The 18,551-nt window shown below is 40.1% G+C and carries 24 protein-coding genes and 5 tRNA genes; 25 read left to right on the forward strand and 4 right to left on the reverse strand.

The window, feature by feature from the left end; translation table 11 throughout:
- The 4 genes from ACULLH_RS15690 to ACULLH_RS15705 all read right to left on the reverse strand — a co-directional run bounded on the left by ACULLH_RS15690 (nt 1) and on the right by ACULLH_RS15705 (nt 3,328).
- Nucleotides 1-1,398: an anthranilate synthase component I family protein gene (locus tag ACULLH_RS15690; protein WP_454089713.1), complete on the reverse strand. Its 1,398-nt coding sequence runs from the start codon at nt 1,396-1,398 to the stop codon at nt 1-3.
- A gap of 237 nt (nt 1,399-1,635) precedes the next feature.
- A complete protein-coding gene (locus ACULLH_RS15695) occupies nt 1,636-2,208 on the reverse strand; it encodes a YceI family protein (RefSeq protein ID WP_454089714.1) in 573 nt (190 codons plus the stop codon).
- A gap of 39 nt (nt 2,209-2,247) precedes the next feature.
- On the reverse strand, nt 2,248-2,880 hold the full coding sequence (locus tag ACULLH_RS15700) for an NAD(P)H-dependent oxidoreductase (protein ID WP_454089715.1): 633 nt from the start codon (nt 2,878-2,880) through the stop codon (nt 2,248-2,250).
- 1 nt (nt 2,881) lies between these two features.
- Nucleotides 2,882-3,328 carry a MarR family winged helix-turn-helix transcriptional regulator gene (locus ACULLH_RS15705; protein ID WP_454089716.1) on the reverse strand — a complete coding sequence of 149 codons (447 nt, stop codon included), beginning with the start codon at nt 3,326-3,328 and terminating at the stop codon, nt 2,882-2,884.
- A 133-nt stretch (nt 3,329-3,461) separates the two neighbouring features.
- Between ACULLH_RS15705 and ACULLH_RS15710 the strand changes: the two genes are divergently transcribed.
- The 25 genes from ACULLH_RS15710 to rplL all read left to right on the forward strand — a co-directional run bounded on the left by ACULLH_RS15710 (nt 3,462) and on the right by rplL (nt 18,435).
- Complete coding sequence (locus ACULLH_RS15710) at nt 3,462-4,016, forward strand: TlpA disulfide reductase family protein (RefSeq protein ID WP_454089717.1); 555 nt, start codon at nt 3,462-3,464, stop codon at nt 4,014-4,016.
- Between the two features lie 4 nt (nt 4,017-4,020).
- Nucleotides 4,021-4,638 (forward strand): thioredoxin family protein, encoded by a 618-nt coding sequence (locus tag ACULLH_RS15715; RefSeq protein WP_454089718.1) that lies wholly within the window; start codon nt 4,021-4,023, stop codon nt 4,636-4,638.
- A gap of 74 nt (nt 4,639-4,712) precedes the next feature.
- Complete coding sequence (locus tag ACULLH_RS15720) at nt 4,713-5,024, forward strand: rhodanese-like domain-containing protein (RefSeq protein ID WP_454089719.1); 312 nt, start codon at nt 4,713-4,715, stop codon at nt 5,022-5,024.
- A 5-nt stretch (nt 5,025-5,029) separates the two neighbouring features.
- The gene (locus ACULLH_RS15725; RefSeq protein WP_454089720.1) at nt 5,030-5,539 is read left to right on the forward strand and encodes a DinB family protein; all 510 of its coding nucleotides are present in this window, start codon (nt 5,030-5,032) and stop codon (nt 5,537-5,539) included.
- Between the two features lie 21 nt (nt 5,540-5,560).
- Nucleotides 5,561-6,841: a DUF2851 family protein gene (locus ACULLH_RS15730; RefSeq protein WP_454089721.1), complete on the forward strand. Its 1,281-nt coding sequence runs from the start codon at nt 5,561-5,563 to the stop codon at nt 6,839-6,841.
- A 9-nt stretch (nt 6,842-6,850) separates the two neighbouring features.
- Entirely contained in the window at nt 6,851-7,078 is a 228-nt protein-coding gene (locus tag ACULLH_RS15735) for a PspC domain-containing protein (RefSeq protein ID WP_073181456.1), read from the forward strand.
- A 2-nt stretch (nt 7,079-7,080) separates the two neighbouring features.
- On the forward strand, nt 7,081-8,088 hold the full coding sequence (locus ACULLH_RS15740; RefSeq protein ID WP_454089722.1) for a potassium channel family protein: 1,008 nt from the start codon (nt 7,081-7,083) through the stop codon (nt 8,086-8,088).
- Between the two features lie 86 nt (nt 8,089-8,174).
- Nucleotides 8,175-9,791 carry an alanine/glycine:cation symporter family protein gene (locus ACULLH_RS15745; protein ID WP_454089723.1) on the forward strand — a complete coding sequence of 539 codons (1,617 nt, stop codon included), beginning with the start codon at nt 8,175-8,177 and terminating at the stop codon, nt 9,789-9,791.
- An 8-nt stretch (nt 9,792-9,799) separates the two neighbouring features.
- The gene (locus tag ACULLH_RS15750; RefSeq protein WP_454089724.1) at nt 9,800-10,669 is read left to right on the forward strand and encodes a ComEA family DNA-binding protein; all 870 of its coding nucleotides are present in this window, start codon (nt 9,800-9,802) and stop codon (nt 10,667-10,669) included.
- Nucleotides 10,670-10,704: 35 nt separating this feature from the next.
- A complete protein-coding gene (locus tag ACULLH_RS15755; RefSeq protein WP_454089935.1) occupies nt 10,705-11,844 on the forward strand; it encodes an acyl-CoA dehydrogenase family protein in 1,140 nt (379 codons plus the stop codon).
- 68 nt (nt 11,845-11,912) lie between these two features.
- Nucleotides 11,913-12,107 (forward strand): 30S ribosomal protein S21, encoded by a 195-nt coding sequence (rpsU, locus tag ACULLH_RS15760; protein WP_073181465.1) that lies wholly within the window; start codon nt 11,913-11,915, stop codon nt 12,105-12,107.
- Nucleotides 12,108-12,199: 92 nt separating this feature from the next.
- Nucleotides 12,200-13,090: a tyrosine-type recombinase/integrase gene (locus tag ACULLH_RS15765; RefSeq protein ID WP_454089725.1), complete on the forward strand. Its 891-nt coding sequence runs from the start codon at nt 12,200-12,202 to the stop codon at nt 13,088-13,090.
- Nucleotides 13,091-13,150: 60 nt separating this feature from the next.
- Nucleotides 13,151-13,453 (forward strand): ribosome hibernation-promoting factor, HPF/YfiA family, encoded by a 303-nt coding sequence (hpf, locus tag ACULLH_RS15770; RefSeq protein ID WP_454089726.1) that lies wholly within the window; start codon nt 13,151-13,153, stop codon nt 13,451-13,453.
- 101 nt (nt 13,454-13,554) lie between these two features.
- Nucleotides 13,555-13,628, forward strand: a tRNA-Thr gene (locus ACULLH_RS15775).
- Nucleotides 13,629-13,650: 22 nt separating this feature from the next.
- Nucleotides 13,651-13,733 (forward strand) — tRNA-Tyr (locus ACULLH_RS15780).
- Nucleotides 13,734-13,816: 83 nt separating this feature from the next.
- Nucleotides 13,817-13,889 (forward strand) — tRNA-Gly (locus ACULLH_RS15785).
- An 83-nt stretch (nt 13,890-13,972) separates the two neighbouring features.
- Nucleotides 13,973-14,044 (forward strand) — tRNA-Thr (locus tag ACULLH_RS15790).
- A 47-nt stretch (nt 14,045-14,091) separates the two neighbouring features.
- On the forward strand, nt 14,092-15,279 hold the full coding sequence (gene tuf / locus ACULLH_RS15795; RefSeq protein WP_452126316.1) for an elongation factor Tu: 1,188 nt from the start codon (nt 14,092-14,094) through the stop codon (nt 15,277-15,279).
- Nucleotides 15,280-15,350: 71 nt separating this feature from the next.
- Nucleotides 15,351-15,423 (forward strand) — tRNA-Trp (locus ACULLH_RS15800).
- Nucleotides 15,424-15,443: 20 nt separating this feature from the next.
- A complete protein-coding gene (secE, locus tag ACULLH_RS15805) occupies nt 15,444-15,632 on the forward strand; it encodes a preprotein translocase subunit SecE (protein WP_454089727.1) in 189 nt (62 codons plus the stop codon).
- Nucleotides 15,633-15,638: 6 nt separating this feature from the next.
- The gene (gene nusG / locus ACULLH_RS15810; RefSeq protein ID WP_249970911.1) at nt 15,639-16,190 is read left to right on the forward strand and encodes a transcription termination/antitermination protein NusG; all 552 of its coding nucleotides are present in this window, start codon (nt 15,639-15,641) and stop codon (nt 16,188-16,190) included.
- 115 nt (nt 16,191-16,305) lie between these two features.
- Nucleotides 16,306-16,743, forward strand: a complete 438-nt coding sequence (gene rplK / locus ACULLH_RS15815; RefSeq protein ID WP_136466276.1) for a 50S ribosomal protein L11 — start codon at nt 16,306-16,308, stop codon at nt 16,741-16,743.
- A 20-nt stretch (nt 16,744-16,763) separates the two neighbouring features.
- Nucleotides 16,764-17,456: a 50S ribosomal protein L1 gene (gene rplA / locus ACULLH_RS15820; protein ID WP_454089728.1), complete on the forward strand. Its 693-nt coding sequence runs from the start codon at nt 16,764-16,766 to the stop codon at nt 17,454-17,456.
- 22 nt (nt 17,457-17,478) lie between these two features.
- Entirely contained in the window at nt 17,479-17,997 is a 519-nt protein-coding gene (gene rplJ / locus ACULLH_RS15825; RefSeq protein ID WP_454089729.1) for a 50S ribosomal protein L10, read from the forward strand.
- Nucleotides 17,998-18,051: 54 nt separating this feature from the next.
- Entirely contained in the window at nt 18,052-18,435 is a 384-nt protein-coding gene (gene rplL, locus ACULLH_RS15830) for a 50S ribosomal protein L7/L12 (RefSeq protein WP_116185641.1), read from the forward strand.
- Nucleotides 18,436-18,551 lie beyond the last annotated feature (116 nt).

The raw sequence follows: 18,551 nt of genomic DNA on the forward strand, positions 1-18,551 counted from the left end.
TTAGATGGTTTCAGCAATTTCCAGCGCTTTGTTCAATGCGCCCAATTTGTTATAGGTTTCTTGTAATTCAGTTTCTGGGTCGGAGGCGGCAACCAAACCTGCCCCAGCTTGGTAATGCAATTGATGGTTTTTGCTCAAAAAAGTCCGAATCATTATGGCATGGTTAAAATTGCCTTTGAAATCCATAAACCCAATAGCCCCGCCATAATATGCTCGACCGGTTTTTTCATATTTTTCAATCAACTGCATGGCCATATGTTTCGGAGCTCCGCTAAGCGTTCCGGCCGGGAAGGTGTCAGCGACCACTTTCATGGTAGGACTGTCTTTTTTCTTTAGTCCGGTCACTTTGGATACGAGGTGAATCACATGAGAGAAATATTGAACTTCACGATAGGTTTCAACATTTACGGTATTGCCATTTCTGCTTAAATCGTTTCGCGCCAAATCGACAAGCATAACATGTTCGGCATTTTCCTTGTCATCTTGCGCCAGTTTTTTGGCCAACTCGGCATCTTGCTCATCATTGCCGGTTCTTTTATAGGTGCCAGCGATAGGATGTATTTCCGCTTTGCCGTCCTTCACGATCAATTGTGCTTCTGGAGAACTTCCAAAGATTTTGAAATCCCCATAATCAAAATAGAAAAGGTATGGCGAAGGATTTATGGAGCGAAGCGCTCGGTACACATTGAACTCATCTCCCTTAAATCCTTGGGAAAACCTGCGGGACAATACCAATTGGAAAACATCACCCCGTTGGCAATGTTTTTTGGCCAAGGCCACGTGCTCCTTGTACTCTTCATCTTTTAGGTTGGAAGTAGGTTTTCCATCCTTCGAAAAGTTATAGGAAGCAAAGTTGCGTACGTTGAACAACTGGGCGATTTCATCCACGTTGCTTTCATTTTCATAACAATGCGCAAATAAATAAGCCTCGTTTTTAAAATGGTTTATGGCAATGATGTTTTGGTATACCGCATAATAGATATCCGGAATTTGAACAGAATCTTCCTTTTTGGACACTTCAACATCCTCAAAATAGCGAACGGCATCGTAAGCCATATATCCGAAAAGCCCATTGTTGATGAACTTAAAACCGTTGGTCGGGACGGAGAATTTTTGTCCGAATTGATGGATTACCTCGGTCACATCAGTGTCTGGAGTGATGGGAAATTCATCTTTGGAACCATCAGGGAATCTTTGCGTGATTATCTCGTTCTCAACCTTAATCGAGGCAATAGGGTTACAGCAGATATATGAAAAGCTATTGTCATTCGCATGATAGTCGCTACTCTCCAAAAGAATGCTGTTGGGAAACCTGTCCCTGATTTTAAGATAAACGCTGACCGGGGTAATGGTATCGGCGAGTATCTGTTTATAATGTGTTTTTAGTTCATAAACCATATCAAATAGTGATAAATTAAAAAAGGCCTGTCGTGATGACAAGCCTCTATATGATTATAATGGGGACTAGCTCACGACATTCGACGTAAGTTGATCCACCACCAAGTATTTGCTATTCTCGTATTCATTGCACCAAAGATAGAAAGGAAATTTTAACTTCCAAATATTGTTTTGTGAAATTAAAAATCCCGCCTAAAAAAGTCTAAGCGGGATTTCCAAACACTAAACTAAAGCTGATTACATCTGCAAATCAACTACAAGGTCAAATTCATCATAGATCAACTTGTCCTTGGCGGTTCCGATAATACCAGAACCATATTTTACATCGTATTTTGTGCGGTCAACTTTCAAAGTAGCTGTCGCTTTACTGCCATAAATGGAAACATCGAAGGTAACAGGCTCAGTAATTCCTTTTATGGTGAGGTCACCGGTTACTTCGTAAGAGTTCTTTCCACTGGCCTTTACTTTTGTGAATACCAAAGAAGCTGTTGGATTGGAAGTTGTAGAGAAGAAATCATCTGAGCTTAGGTGTCCATCCAATTTGTTTTTATAATCTCCCTGTAGATCGGTTGTGTTGATCGTGGTCATATCTACCACAAACTCTCCGCCTACCAATTTTTCACCATCGAATTCTAGAGCACCCGATTTAAGACTTATGGTTCCGGTATGTGATCCGGCAACTTTATAAGCTTTCCATGTAACGGTACTTTCATCGGTTTTCACAGCTTTCTTTTCCCCATCGATAGGATTTGCAATTGCAGTGAATCCGAATACGATGGTCAGTACTAGACTTAAAATTGTTTTTTTCATGATTTGTGTGCTTTTTTTGTTTTAAAGAGTATTTAGGGTTTATATATATGTGAATAATTCTTCCTTTGTTTTACGCACCTTGGCGTAGTGTTGCGTCTCATCCTCATCAGAGCGGTATCCTATGGCGAGTACCACGGACGCGTTGAGGTTTTTCTCCTCCAATCCAAGAATTTCATTGTACGCTTCAGATTGAAAACCTTCCATAGGACAGGTATCTATTTTTAGCTCAGCAGCGGCCTGCATCATATTACTAAACGCTATGTAAACTTGTCTCGAGGTCCAAATGCTTTTGGTTTCCGAAGAAAGGTTAAGCAGTTTGGATTTCATAAAATCTCCGTACCCTTTCAATCCTTCCGAAGGAATATTTCTTGTGGCACTTACATTTTGTAGATAGCTGTCCATCAACTCTTCACCAAAATCAGTCACATTTGCAAAAACAATGATATGGGATGCATCGGTAATTTGCGATTGTCCCCAAGAAACCGGCTTAAGTTTTTCTTTGATAGCGGGGTCGGTAATTACAAAAACATGATAGGGTTGGAGTCCATACGAAGATGCACTCAAGCGCGTAGCCTCCAACAAAAGATCTAAATCCGCATCGGATACTTTTTTGGCGTTGTCAAATTTTTTGGTGGCATAACGCCACGTTCTATTTTCTAGGATATTACTCATTTTAAAATTTATCTAATAGTGTGTTTAATTCTTCAAGTTCTTTCTGTGAGAAGTTTTTAAGGAGCCTGGCCTCCGTCTCCTCAATTACGATATCAACCTTTTCAAGGATCTCATTGCCTTTTTCTGTGATCAGGATTTCAACTTTACGACGGTTGGCTTCGCAAACCCATCGTTCCACATAGCCTTTGGAAATAAGCTTGTCCACCAATCGGGTAGTATTGCTCATTTTTGTGACCATGCGTTCATTGATGGTCGATAGATTGGCCGGCTTCCCTTTTTGCCCGCGTAAAATCCTCAATACATTGAATTGTTGCTTCGAAACCCCATAAGGTTTAAGGGCGGCCGTAAATTCTTCGGTAATTTTGTTGCTGACCAATGCAAAATGAATCATGGTCCTCATATTAAGAGGAAGCTTTCTATCGGTTTTTATGATTTCTTCTACATTCATGTCAATACAACAATTGTATATACAAATGTATATGGATAATTTATTTTACCATTACTTTTAACAGATAAAATTTTGTTAAAAAGAAATCTAAGGAAATCGCTTTATTTACTTTTAATATTCTAAAATGCAGATAATGAAACACTTGTTGTTTTCTTTGGTTTTTATTGCCGGACTGATGGTTGGTTGTGGTGAAAAGCCTAAAGAGAAAGGAGAGGAAGGTACTTCTGAACAGGCCTATGTAAAAGTTGAAAAAGAGGCGGATACCCAGGTGAAGTTTCCAATTTATGATTATGAAGGACTTAAACCATTATTAAATAAGGATGACGGAAAAACCTACATCATAAATTTTTGGGCCACCTGGTGCAAACCCTGTATTGAGGAACTGCCATATTTTGAAAAGGTCAATGCCGAACAGAAGGATAATAATGTTGAAGTGGTTTTGGTGAGTTTGGATATGCCCTCCATGTGGAAATCCAGATTGGAACCCTTTGTTGAAAAAAAGGACCTGCAGTCCACAGTAGTTATTCTGGATGACCCAAAACAAAACGATTGGATTCCAAAAATTGACACAAATTGGGGCGGGGGTATACCCGCTACCTTGATCTATAACAAGGATAAACGCAGTTTTTACGAACGCGGTTTTACCTATGAGGAATTGAACGAAGAGTTGAACAAATTTATTAACTAATGGTATGAAAATACTTAAAACCTTAGGTCTGCTGGCTCTAGTGGTTTCATTGGGAGCTTTCTCTGGAAAATTTGCCTCAGAAGTTGAGGGTTATGGTATTGGGGATATCGCAACAGATTTCTCTTTAAAAAATGTTGATGGTTCCATGGTCTCACTTTCAGATTATGATGAGGCCAAAGGATTTTTAGTGATTTTTACATGTAATACGTGCCCGTATTCCGTGGCATATGAGGACAGGATCAATGCGCTTGATGCAAAATACAAGTCCCAAGGAGTACCGGTTATTGCCATTAACCCTAACAATCCTTCCAAGAAACCTGGGGATAGCTTTGCTAAAATGAAGGTCCGTGCCGAGCAAAAGGGCTTCACCTTTCCCTATTTATTGGATGAGGGACAACACATTTTTCCACAGTATGGCGCAAAAAGAACACCACAAGTATTCTTGTTGGAAAAAACAGCAGGAGGCAATGTGGTAAAATATATTGGGGCAATAGACGATAATTACCAAAGTGCTGCACAGGTCGAGGAAAAATATGTGGAAAATGCGGTCGATGCCATGTTGACTGGTTCGGAAATTGAAGTTACCACAACAAGGGCCATTGGATGCACTATAAAAGTCTAAGAAGAAAATTAAGCATGTTTAGATCCGGGGTAATGCTCCGGATTTTTATTTTTGCTAAACTTAAATTGTTAAAGATGTCAGATTTATCACAAGAAGAATGGGAAGAACAGCTGGAAAATGATACCAATGCCTTCATACTGGATGTACGTACACCGGAAGAAGTGGAGGAAGGTTACATTCCCGGAGCAACCAACATAGATATTTATTTGGGACAAGAATTTTTGGATGAGCTTGAAAAGTTGGACAAATCCAAAAACTATTATGTCTACTGTAGATCTGGCAACAGAAGTGCTCAGGCCTGTGCCATTATGAACAGTGTGGGCATTGAAAATGCTTATAACCTCGAGGGAGGTTTTATGAATTGGGAAGGCGAAGTGGTCGAATAAAGTATATGGATGCTCACCGCGTCATAAATGAACTTGAACGAAATCGGAAGGTTTTTTATGAAATACTTCATGAGCTACCCTCCGATTTCGTTACATGGAAACGCGACCCGAAGCATTGGTGCATATTGGAGATTGTTCGTCATTTGATCGATGAAGAAATTGAAGATTTTAGAACCCGCGTAAAACATGCCCTGGAAAATCCTATTGCGCCTTTGGTTCCCATTGATCCTCCTGGATGGGCCATCTCCAGAAAGTATATGAAACAGCATTTTGAAACATCGGTCAACGAATGGTACCAGGAGCGAGGAAAATCCATTGAATGGTTAAAAAACTTGTCCAACCCAAAATGGGAAAATGCAGTGGACCATCCCGATTTGGGCAAAATAACAGCGGGCTCATTTTTAAACAATTGGCTGGCACATGACTACCTCCACATACGCCAGATAAACAACCTAAGATATTGCTACCACAAAGAAAATTCGGGAGATCCGTTGACCTATGCTGGGAAATGGTGACCATTTTCTTATTTTAGTCCAATGAAGGAAGACCTACTCCATTATATATGGAGGTGCGACAAGCTTCAAGGACGACCACTTACCACATCAACCTCCGAAAGTATAGTCATTAAAAAAACGGGAACCCTAAATCGTTATGCAGGGCCTGATTTCTTTAATGCGCAAATCGAGGTTGGTGGTCAGCTATGGGCTGGCAACGTAGAAATGCACCTCAAATCTTCGGACTGGTATGCACACCATCATGAGGTGGACTCCAATTACGACAATGTGATTCTTCATGTGGTTTGGGAGGATGATATTTCAGTTTTTAGAAAAGACGGCACCCAGGTCCCGACTTTGGAACTGAAAAATCACATTTCACCAGCGCTTTTGACCAAATGCCAAGAATTATTTCAGCATTTCAATCCAAACTTCATCAATTGCGAAAAAGACTTTGCCCAAATGGATTCCTTTCTGGTCTCGAACTACCTCCAAAGACTCTACATTGAACGTTTGGAGCAGAAGGCCATGCTTATTTCCAATCTCCTTCAAAAATCAGGCAATGATTGGGAAAGAACACTATTTGTGATGTTGATGAAAAACTTTGGTTCAAAAATCAATGGGGATCTTTTTATGCAAAGGGCTATGCAGTTGGATTTTTCCAAGCTTCGAAAAACGAGCACTGATCTGCACCAAATTGAAAGCCTTCTTTTTGGTTATATGGGATTGCTCAATATTGAAGATTGTAACGACACCTATTATAAAGACCTTCAGAATGAATATGACTATCTGTCCAATAAATTTGAGCTTGATTCGTTTATAGGAAAACCTGGCTTCTTTGGATTACGGCCATCGAATTTTCCGACAATCCGGATTTCACAACTGGCCCATTTGTATCATTGTCATCAGAATCTGTTAGCCAAATTGCTCGAGGTAAATCGATTGGATGATATGTATTCGATCTTCAAAGTTGAGACCAGTTCCTATTGGGAAAACCATTTTACCTTTGGTAAGATTTCAAAACCCGTAAAAAAGAAACTTTCAAAAAGTTTTATTGACCTGTTGGTTATAAACACTATAATTCCGCTTCGATTTTGCTATTCCAAACAAGTTGGTACGGACTGGACCGATGACCTTTTGTCTTTGGTGTCTGAACTAAATCCTGAAAAAAATTCCATAATCGATGGCTTTAAGAATTTAGGTTCAAATACGGTGAACGCATTGGAGAGTCAGGCCAAAATACAATTGTACGACCATCATTGTTCAAAAAATAAATGTCTTCATTGTACCTTGGGAACCCATTTATTAAACAGAAATACATAATTTTAAATTATGAGTTTGTTTTACAATACCCTCTACTATTTTCAAAAAAGAGGCTTTGAGGTCTGCCGACGCATTGCTGAACGACTCGGTATAAGGGCAAGGGTGGTTAGAACCACCTTTATTTATTTAACCTTCGCCACACTTGGTTTTGGCTTTGCCCTTTATCTTTTTATTGCATTTTGGCTTAAGATCAAAGATTTGGTCTACACCAAAAGAACCTCAGTTTTTGACCTTTGATTATGATTAGACTATTGCGTTCAAAAATAGTATGGGCCCTAAGTTTAATGCTTCTCGTTTTAACGATTGGTGTGGTTGGTTACAAGCTGCTTTCCGATTTCTCGTGGATCGAGGCCATTTACATGACCATTATTACCGTGACTACGGTTGGTTTTTCTGAAGTAAAACCGCTTGATGCCAATGCAAAGATTTTTACCGTATTTTTAATTGTTACCAGTGTTTTTATTTTCGGTTTTGCCATTTCGGTCATTACGGAATATTTATTGGGGCGCAATTCACTCCAGATTTTAAAAAAGAAGAAAGTGAAGAAAAAAATTGACAGTTTGTCCAACCATGTCGTTGTGTGTGGATATGGAAGAAATGGAATGCAGGCAGCCGAAAAATTGAAGGCCTACAAAAGACCCTTCGTGGTAGTTGAAAAGGACAGAGAAATCATAGAGCGTTACGAAAATGAGGTCTTGTTTGTAGAAGGAGATGCCAATGAGGATGAAACCTTACTGTCCGCGGGAATTGAGCGCGCCCAATATCTGATTACTGCGGTGCCGGATGATGCTGCCAATCTTTTCATTGTGCTTTCGGCGCGTCAGCTGAACAAAAAACTCTTTATAATTACCAGAGCGTCGCAAGTTACTTCACAGTCCAAACTTCAACTTGCAGGCGCCGATAAAGTGATCATGCCCGACAAAATAGGAGGGGACTACATGGCTTCGCTGGTTGTAATGCCCGACTTGGTGACATTTATAAACAAATTGTCCGTCGAAGGGGAAAATACCACTAACCTCGAAGAAGTCGAGATTGAGGATTTTACAGATCAAATAGATTGCAATTCACTTCGCGATTTGGATTTGCGAAAAAGAACGGGCTGTACCATTATCGGTTATATAGAACCTGATGGAAATTATATCATAAACCCAGAGGCGGATTTGGTACTGGAACCCAAAGGAAAAGTCATCGTTTTAGGAAGACCTGAACAGATAAAAAAACTCAACCAAATGTTTCAAATAGGATAGTTTTATAACTTTTAAATTTGATTCCGTTGAATTTTTTTAGGATATTGCCCGCCATACATCAAATTAACATAACCAAATAAAACATTATGAAGTATAGACTTCTTGCGTTAATTACACTATTGTTTCCTATCATATCAAGTGCCCAAGAAAAAGGCTTGGACGAAAGAGTGAATGATGCCTTTATGCCATTTGCTACATGGTGGGAAGGTTTTGTCTTGACTCCAATTTCAGTTGGTGGATATAACCTACCGGTAGTTTTAATTCTTTTAATAATTGGAGCAACATTTTTTACAATAAGATTCAAATTTCCCAACATCACGAAATTTGGTTTGGCCATCAATACGGTCAGAGGTAAATATGATGAGCTAGATCACCATAGCGCTGAGAAAACAGAACTGAATATTGTTGATGGGGATGTTCCTGGAACGATAAAAGATGAAAGCAAAGAAGGAGAAGTGAGCCATTTTCAGGCTCTTGCAACTGCAGTTTCTGGAACTGTGGGTCTTGGAAACATTGCTGGTGTCGCCGTCGCTATTGCCTTAGGGGGACCAGGAGCAACGTTTTGGATGATAGTTTGTGGATTGATAGGTATGTCGACCAAATTTGTAGAATGCACCTTGGGTGTAAAATATAGAGACGTAGGGCCGGATGGAACTGTTTACGGAGGACCTATGTACTACCTCTCAAAAGGATTAAAGGAAAGAGGATTCAAAGGGCTTGGAAAAGTCTTGGCGGTGATTTTTGCTATTTTATGTGTTGGGGCCTCTTTTGGAGGTGGTAATGCATTTCAATCCAACCAAGCTGCTGTTCAGCTTTCAACTATGTTGAGTCTTGAAGGTGGCGCCACTGGGGTCATCATTGGAGTTGTTTTGGCTATTTTGGTGGGAATCGTGATTATTGGAGGTATCAAGAAGATCGCCAGTGTAACGGAGAAAATAGTTCCTTTTATGGCCGGAGTGTATGTTTTGGCTTCCTTGGTCATCATTTTTGCGAATATCGAATATATTGGAGATGCCTTCGGAATGATCATTGGTGGAGCTTTTACACCTGCAGCCGGACTTGGAGGTATCGTTGGGGTGATCATCGTTGGTTTTCAAAGAGCAGCCTTCTCAAATGAAGCTGGTGCGGGTTCTGCGGCAATTGCCCACTCCGCGGTAAAAACAAAATATCCGGCAAGTGAGGGTGTAGTTGCCCTGTTGGAGCCGTTCATTGATACCGTGGTGATATGTACGATGACCGCATTGGTAATTATTTTCTTCAATATGGATGTTGGTGCTTTTGACTATGGAAATGCTGTTGGCAGCACCGTATTGCTTAACGAATCTGGAGCTTATGTTGGAGGGGTTGATTTGACCTCAATGGCGTACGACTCGGTAATTCCTGGATTTAGATATGTGTTGACCATTGCAATTATTCTCTTTGCCTTTTCTACCATGATTTCATGGTCTTATTACGGATTGCAATCTTGGAAATATCTTTTTGGAAGAGGAAGGACAGCTGATATTGTTTATAAAGTAATGTTCCTATTGTTTGTGATAATTGGAGCTGGTGCTACATTGGATGCTGTAATTAAGTTCTCAGATGCCATGATTTTGGCCTTGGTATTCCCAAATATGATTGGATTGTTGTTCTTGTTCCCTAGAGTAAGAGAGGAGATGGACAAGTACCTTACCGATATCAAGAAGTTTGTTAAGAGCAAATAATTCAAATATTGAATAAGTTCAAATCCCACTTTAGGTTCACTAAGCAAGAACGGAGTGGGATTTTCTTTTTGCTCCTTCTTATTGTCATACTTCAAGGAGTGTATTTTTATATCAAGGCAAAACCATTTAAGGGCGAGACCAAAGTCGTTGTCGATACCGTAATGCAATCCGAACTGGATAGTCTTCGACTTTTGGCACTTGAACAAGAGCACGCCAAGTTGTTTCCTTTCAATCCAAATTATATCACGGACTATAAAGGTTATACTTTGGGAATGTCCCCAGAAGAATTGGACAGATTGTTTGCTTACAGGAAAAATGGAAGATTCGTAAACTCTGCTAAAGAGTTTCAAAAAGTTACCAAAATATCAGATGCTCTGCTCTCAAAAATCTCTCCGCTCTTTACTTTTCCAAAATGGACCAAAAAAGATGGAAAAGATGACTTAGGTTTGCACCCTCGGAAAGGCTCAGAAGATATTGGGAGTCTTAAGGACTTGAATTTGGCAACGGCAGAAGAGCTGCGAATGATTTATGGGATAGGGGAAAAGCTTTCTGTCCGCATTGTTAAGTTTAGGGATAGGTTAGGCGGATTCCTGGTCGATGAACAATTGTATGACGTGTATGGATTGGAACAAGAGGTGGTAAATCGCACATTGAAGAGGTTCAAAGTGCTAAATCCACCTAAGGTGGAGAAAATCAACATAAATACCGCAACAGCTGAGGAAATTTCCCGTTTAATCTATATAAATAGAAAGGTTGCAGATAAAATTGTGACTTTGAGAAATGAAAAGGGTAATATTGAGTCATTTGAAGAATTGTTTAACCTAAATGGCTTTCCGATAAACAAAATAGATAGAATTAAGTTATATTTGACCTTATAAAACTAGACTAAATGATTACGGATACTTTGTCCACGATGAACTTCGATTATTCAGAGACCCAAAAAATGGTAGCTGAATCGGCAAAAGAGTTTGCGCAGCAATATATTTTCCCACACGTAATGGAATGGGATGAATCGCAGACATTTCCTATCGAAGTTTTTAAGAAAGCTGGTGAAATGGGATTTATGGGAGTTTTGGTTCCTGAAGAATTGGGAGGTTCCGGACTTGGGTATCATGAGTACGTTGCCATATTGGAAGAAATTTCAAAAGTGGACCCGGCCATTGGCCTTTCGGTGGCTGCGCACAATTCTTTATGTACTAACCACATCCTGTCCTTTGGGAATGAGGAGCAGAAACAACGTTGGATACCAAAATTGGCCACAGCTGAATGGTTGGGTGCCTGGGGTTTAACGGAGCACAATACGGGATCAGATGCCGGCGGTATGAATACTACGGCCGTGAAAGATGGTGACGACTGGATTTTGAACGGTGCCAAAAACTTTATAACCCATGGAAAGAGTGGTGATATTGCAGTAGTGATTGCGCGGACAGGAGAAAAAGGAGATAGTCGGGGCATGACCGCTTTTGCAGTTGAAAAAGGAACCCCTGGATTTTCAAGTGGTAAAAAGGAAGATAAATTGGGAATGAGGGCCAGTGAAACGGCTGAGCTTATTTTTTCAGATTGTAGAATCCCTGATGAAAATCGTTTAGGGGAAATAGGCGAAGGATTTATTCAATCCATGAAAGTTTTGGATGGTGGTCGCATATCTATAGGTGCATTGTCTTTGGGGGTTGCTAAGGGCGCTTATGAAGCTGCGCTTAAATATTCCAAAGAACGTGTCCAATTCGGAAAGCCCATAAGTCAGTTTCAAGGCATTTCCTTTAAGTTGGCCGACATGGCTACAGAAATTGAAGCTGCAGAATTATTGTTGCATAAAGCTGCTTTCCTGAAAAATGAGGGTCGTCCCGTGACCAAATTGGGAGCGATGAGTAAGATGTATGCCTCCGAGGTCTGTGTAAAAGTTGCCAATGAGGCCGTGCAGATTCATGGTGGATATGGATACACAAAAGATTTCCCCGTGGAAAAATTCTATAGGGATGCCAAGCTTTGTACCATAGGAGAAGGAACCACAGAAATTCAAAAAGTGGTTATTTCAAGAAATATCTTAAAGTAATTTGTCCATTACTAATTAATACTTGTATATTTGCACTCCAAAATCTAAAAGAGAGGAGGTTGTAGCCCATGTTAATAATACCAGTAAAAGAAGGAGAAAACATCGATAGAGCTTTAAAGCGTTTCAAGCGAAAGTTTGATAAGACAGGTACAATGCGCCAGTTGAGAAAAAGGCAGCAGTTTACAAAACCTTCTGTAAAACGTAGAGCTGAGATTCAGAAAGCTCAATATATACAAGGACTTAGAGATCAAGAAGAAATTTAGGTCTTTGCCACAAACAAAATAAGAATCCCGTTCCCTTAGGAGTGGGATTTTTTTGTTGCATTTCTTTGGCTTATTTGGGTAACTTTGAATACATGTCCTTGGATGCTTTCATATCATATTTAAAATTTGAAAAGAATTACTCCCAGCATACCATAATGGCCTATGAAAAGGATCTGCGCGCATTTTCGGAGTATGTGCTGCAAGTTTTTGAGCTTCGATCTATAGATAATGTGGAATACACCATAATACGAAGTTGGATTGTTTCATTGGTAGAGGGTGGTGTGTCCAACAGAACGGTCAATAGAAAAATCTCTTCGCTCCGAGCCTATTATCGATTTTTGCAAAAGATTCAGCAGATAACCATTTCACCTTTGGCAAAGCATAAAGCACTAAAAACGGAACAAAAGGTAGAAGTGCCATTTTCAGAACAAGAAATGGAAACCATACTTTCGGAAATCCCGTTTCAGGAAGATTTTGAGGGTGTGAGGGACAAGCTTATTATTGAGTTGTTGTATGCGACCGGAATGCGCAGAACGGAATTGGTAAACCTTAAGTTAACTGATTACAACAGTACCAATAAAACCCTAAAAGTATTGGGAAAAAGAAATAAGGAGCGTATACTTCCGCTTCTTCCTTCCACAACCGAAGTGCTTGGTACCTATTTGAACCTTAGAAAGGAGGTGGAAAAAACGGTGGATTCTTCTTATCTATTTTTAACAAAAGGAGGACTTAAAATTTATGAAACACTTGTTTATCGTACTATAAATAAGTATTTTAGTTTGGTATCCCCTAAGGTAAAAAAGAGTCCTCATATACTAAGGCATACCTTTGCGACGCATCTGCTTAATAGGGGAGCTGATTTGAACGCTGTGAAAGAGCTGTTGGGTCATTCCAGTTTGGCATCCACCCAAGTGTACACACACAATAGTATAGCCGAACTAAAAAAGGTTCACTCAAAGGCCCATCCAAGAAGTAAGGAATAACCAAATTCCTTTAATTGTATAACTGGTCTGCCAGAAGGTAGTCCTAAAAACTAAAATCTTATGAAGGTAAATGCACAATCGGTAAATTTTGTAGCTGATGGTAAGCTTATGGATTTTATCCAGAAGCGAATGGATAAATTGGAGGTGTTCTATGACCAGGTCATTGGTTCGGATGTATATTTAAAGGTCGATAATACAAGTGCAAAAGAAAATAAGATAGTTGAAATAAAGGTACTTGTCCCACGAGATAAGTTCATAGTAAAAAAGCAATGTAAAACTTTTGAAGAAGCTATCGATTCGGCCTGTAGTTCACTGGAAAGACAGTTGGTAAAAAAGAAAGAAAAACTGAGGGCAAAAGCCTGATTAAAATTTTTGAAAATTTGTTTTGATTAAAAAAATAAATATATACATTTGCAGTCCGTTAGAAATAGCGGGCTTTTTTTATGGAAAAAAGGCCATAAATTGCCGATGTAGCTCAGCTGGCTAGAGCAGCTGATTTGTAATCAGCAGGTCGTGGGTTCGAGTCCCTCCATCGGCTCGTAACATATTGAAAATAAGGCGGGGAGATACTCAAGCGGCCAACGAGGACAGACTGTAAATCTGTTGGTTTTTACCTTCGCAGGTTCGAATCCTGCTCTCCCCACAAACGGTTGTTAGCGAAACGACCAATGTGGAAAGGTTTTTTTGAAATATTGAAATCATTATGGGCATTGCCCAATAAAAAATGCGGGAGTAGCTCAGTTGGTAGAGCGTCAGCCTTCCAAGCTGAATGTCGCCGGTTCGAACCCGGTCTCCCGCTCTAAACGACAAGATTGTCATTCCTGCGAAGGCAGGAATCTCTTCCTTTAAAGGAATTTTAGAGGAGTTGATTCAACACTTTACGCCGGTGTAGCTCAGGGGTAGAGCGTTTCCTTGGTAAGGAAGAGGTCACGGGTTCAAATCCCGTCATTGGCTCAAAACGATTTGTACACTAATATAAACTAAGATTAAAATTATTTAAAATGGCAAAGGAAACTTTTGATCGTTCCAAACCGCACTTAAATATTGGTACTATTGGACACGTAGATCATGGTAAAACCACATTGACTGCTGCTATTACTACTGTATTGGCTAATGCAGGTTTGTCAGAGCTAAGAAGCTTTGATTCTATTGATAATGCTCCTGAAGAAAAAGAAAGAGGTATTACAATTAATACGTCTCACGTAGAGTATCAAACTGAAAACCGTCACTACGCTCACGTTGACTGTCCAGGTCACGCGGATTACGTAAAGAACATGGTTACAGGTGCTGCTCAGATGGACGGCGCTATCTTGGTTGTTGCGGCAACTGATGGACCTATGCCACAAACTCGTGAGCACATCCTTCTTGGACGTCAGGTTGGTATTCCAAGAATCGTTGTTTTCTTGAACAAAGTTGACATGGTCGATGATGAAGAACTTTTGGAGCTTGTTGAAATGGAAGTAAGAGAATTGCTTTCTTTTTACGAGTACGATGGTGACAATGGACCTGTTATCTCTGGTTCTGCTCTTGGCGCACTTAACGGTGAGCAAAAATGGGTAGATACTGTAATGGAGTTGATGGCTGCTGTTGATGAGTGGATCGAGCTTCCAAAAAGAGATGTTGATAAGGATTTCTTGATGCCCGTTGAAGATGTATTCACCATTACTGGTCGTGGTACTGTTGCTACAGGTCGTATCGAAACTGGTGTTGCCAACACAGGTGATGCTGTTGATATCATCGGTATGGGTGCTGAGAAATTGACTTCCACAATTACTGGTGTTGAGATGTTCCGTAAGATTTTGGATAGAGGTGAAGCTGGTGACAACGTAGGTATCCTTTTGAGAGGTATTGAAAAATCCGATATCAAAAGAGGTATGGTAATCTGTAAGCCAGGTTCCGTTAAGCCGCACGCTAAATTCAAAGCTGAGGTGTATATCCTTAAAAAAGAAGAAGGTGGTCGTCACACGCCATTCCACAACAACTACCGTCCACAGTTCTACGTACGTACAACTGACGTGACTGGAAACATTGGTCTTCCTGATGGAGTTGAAATGGTAATGCCTGGTGATAACTTGACTATCAACGTTGATTTGATTCAGCCAATCGCATTGAGCGTAGGTCTGCGTTTCGCTATCCGTGAAGGTGGTAGAACAGTAGGTGCTGGTCAGGTTACCGAGATTTTAGATTAATCATTTTACAATAAAGTATTGCACTAAAGGGTGTTCCGTTTTATGCGGAATACCTTTCAGTGTAAATATAAACGGGTGTAGCTCAGTTGGTAGAGCACTGGTCTCCAAAACCAGGTGTCGGGAGTTCGAGTCTCTCCTCCCGTGCAGAGAAATACAATAATACTATGTTCACGTACATAAAGGAATCATTTGAAGAATTAAAGAACAACGTTACCTGGTTGAACAGGGAAAACGCCTCCAACCTTATGGTTGTTGTAGCCGTTTTTTCTATTCTTTTCGCCTTGGCTACTTGGGGGGTTGATTCCCTTTTCAGCAGACTGATTCGATTGTACTTTGATAACGTAATAGGGTAGAAGGATATGTCTGAGGTTCTGGAGAAAAAATGGTATGTAGTAAGGGCTGTTAGTGGTCAAGAGAACAAAATCAAGGGCTACATTGAAAGTGAGGTGGAGCGCAACGGTTTTGGTGATTACCTCGAGGAAGTCCTTGTCCCTACAGAGAAAGTTGTACAGATCCGTAATGGAAAGAAAATCAATAAAGAAAGGGTTTACTTTCCAGGATATATTATGATAAAGGCCAATTTGGGTGGAGAAATGGTGCATATTATTCGCTCCATTACCAACGTGATTGGCTTCTTGGGTGAAACCAAAGGAGGTGATCCTGTTCCTTTAAGGAAATCAGAGGTGAACCGTATGCTTGGAAAAGTGGATGAGCTGGCTGTAAATACAGACAATGTGGCCATTCCATTTGTGTTGGGCGAAACCGTAAAGGTTATTGATGGTCCTTTCAACGGATTCAATGGAACTGTTGAGAAAATCAATGAAGAAAAGCGTAAGCTAGAAGTAATGGTGAAAATTTTCGGTAGAAAAACACCATTGGAACTAAGCTATATGCAAGTTGAAAAAGTATAATCAGAAGTCTGATGTTAGAGGTCTGATTTCTGAAAAACTGAAGAATAATAGAGCTGTTACATATATAAAAGTTGTGTTGCTTCCAATTGACACACTTTCATTTTAATTAAAAACAATGGCAAAAGAAGTAGATAAGGTAGTTAAATTACAAGTTAGGGGAGGTGCTGCGAACCCATCGCCACCGGTTGGACCCGCCTTAGGTGCTGCTGGTGTTAACATCATGGAGTTCTGTAAGCAGTTTAACGCGCGTACACAGGACAAACCAGGTAAAGTTTTACCTGTTGTTATCACCGTTTACAAAGACAAATCTTTCGAGTTTGTTGTAAAAACACCACCCGCGGCAGTTCAATTGATGGAAGCAGCTAAGATTAAAAAAGGATCTGGCGAACCTAACAGGGTTAAATCTGGTTCAGTATCATGGGATCAGGTAAAAGCAATCGCTGAAGACAAAATGGTCGATTTGAATGCTTTCACCGTAGAATCTGCAATGAGTATGGTTGCGGGTACTGCTCGTTCCATGGGACTTAAAGTGGCCGGTAAAAGACCTTTTTAAAATCTTAAAGCAATTTAATAATGGCAAGATTGACTAAAAAGCAAAAAGACGCTAATTCCAAAATTGACAAGAACAAATTGTACTCTTTGGATGAAGCATCAGCTTTGGTAAAAGAAATAACCAATGTAAAGTTTGACGCTTCCATTGACCTTGCAGTTCGTTTGGGTGTAGATCCGCGAAAAGCAAACCAAATGGTGCGTGGTGTTGTTACCCTTCCTCATGGAACAGGTAAGGACGTGAAAGTTTTGGCATTGGTGACTCCAGACAAAGAAGCAGAAGCAAAAGAAGCAGGGGCTGACTTTGTTGGGTTGGACGAATATTTGGATAAAATCAAAGGCGGTTGGACAGATGTTGATGTAATCATCACTATGCCAAGCGTAATGGGTAAACTAGGTCCTTTAGGTAGAGTTTTGGGACCAAGAGGTTTAATGCCCAATCCAAAAACCGGTACAGTAACCATGGATGTTGCTAAAGCAGTATCCGATGTGAAAGCTGGTAAGATCGACTTTAAAGTAGACAAAACAGGAATTGTACATGCTGCAATAGGAAAAGCTTCCTTTTCTGCAGATAAGATCGCAGGCAACGCCAAGGAATTGATAGAGACTTTGGTGAAAATGAAACCTGCGGCCGCAAAAGGTGTTTATATGAAAAGCATCTACATGTCAAGTACTATGAGTCCTAGTGTTCAATTAGATCCAAAAGCAGTTTCGTAACTGGTAGCTCAATATTTTAATTATGACTAGAGAAGAAAAAGCAACCGTAATAGAAGATTTGACTGCACAGTTAGCTGATAACACCAATATTTATTTGGCGGATATATCAGGATTGGATGCTACAACCACTTCTAATTTAAGAAGAGCTTGTTTTAAGGCAAACATTAAACTAGCGGTCGTTAAGAATACCTTGCTTGCAAAAGCAATGGAAGCTTCTGATAAGGAATTCGGTGAACTTCCCGATGTGCTAAAAGGAAATACATCTTTGATGTTGTCCGAAACCGGGAACGCACCAGCGAAACTTATCAAGAATTTCAGAAAAAAATCAGATAGACCTTTACTAAAAGGAGCCTTTATCGAAGAGGCAATCTTTGTAGGGGATGAAAACCTTGAGGCACTTGTTAATATCAAGTCCAAAGAGGAAGTTATTGGGGATATCATCGGATTGTTGCAATCTCCAGCCAAGAATGTTATTTCTGGACTTAAGTCTGGTGGTGGCAAACTGGCCGGTATCCTTAAAACATTATCTGAGAAAGAATAATTCGCGCACAATAAACTAAGTATATTTTAAAAATTTTATTTAAACGATAGAAAAATGGCAGATTTAAAAGATTTTGCAGAACAGTTGGTTAACCTAACAGTAAAAGAGGTAAACGAGTTGGCCGACATATTAAAAGAAGAATACGGTATTGAGCCTGCTGCTGCTGCAGTAGCTGTTGCTGGTGGCGCTGCTGCTGGTGGTGGTGAAGGTGAAGCTGCTGAGGAAAAATCAGAATTTGATGTAATCCTTAAAGCTGCAGGTGGTTCCAAGTTGGCTGTTGTTAAACTTGTAAAAGAGTTGACCGGTCTTGGATTGAAAGATGCTAAAGACATCGTTGACAGCGCTCCTAAAGCTGTTAAGGAAGGTGTTGCCAAAGATGAGGCAGAAGGTATCAAAAAATCATTGGAAGAAGCTGGAGCAGAAGTTGAGCTTAAATAATAGCTTTTACCATACAAATTTGGTTAAGGTCTTTCCATTATAATGGTTAGGCCTTAGCCTATTTAATAGGAGTGTATAAAGTCATACACCACCCACAGTAATATTTCACGATCAAA

The sequence above is a fragment of the Flagellimonas sp. 2504JD4-2 genome, from assembly GCF_053642935.1.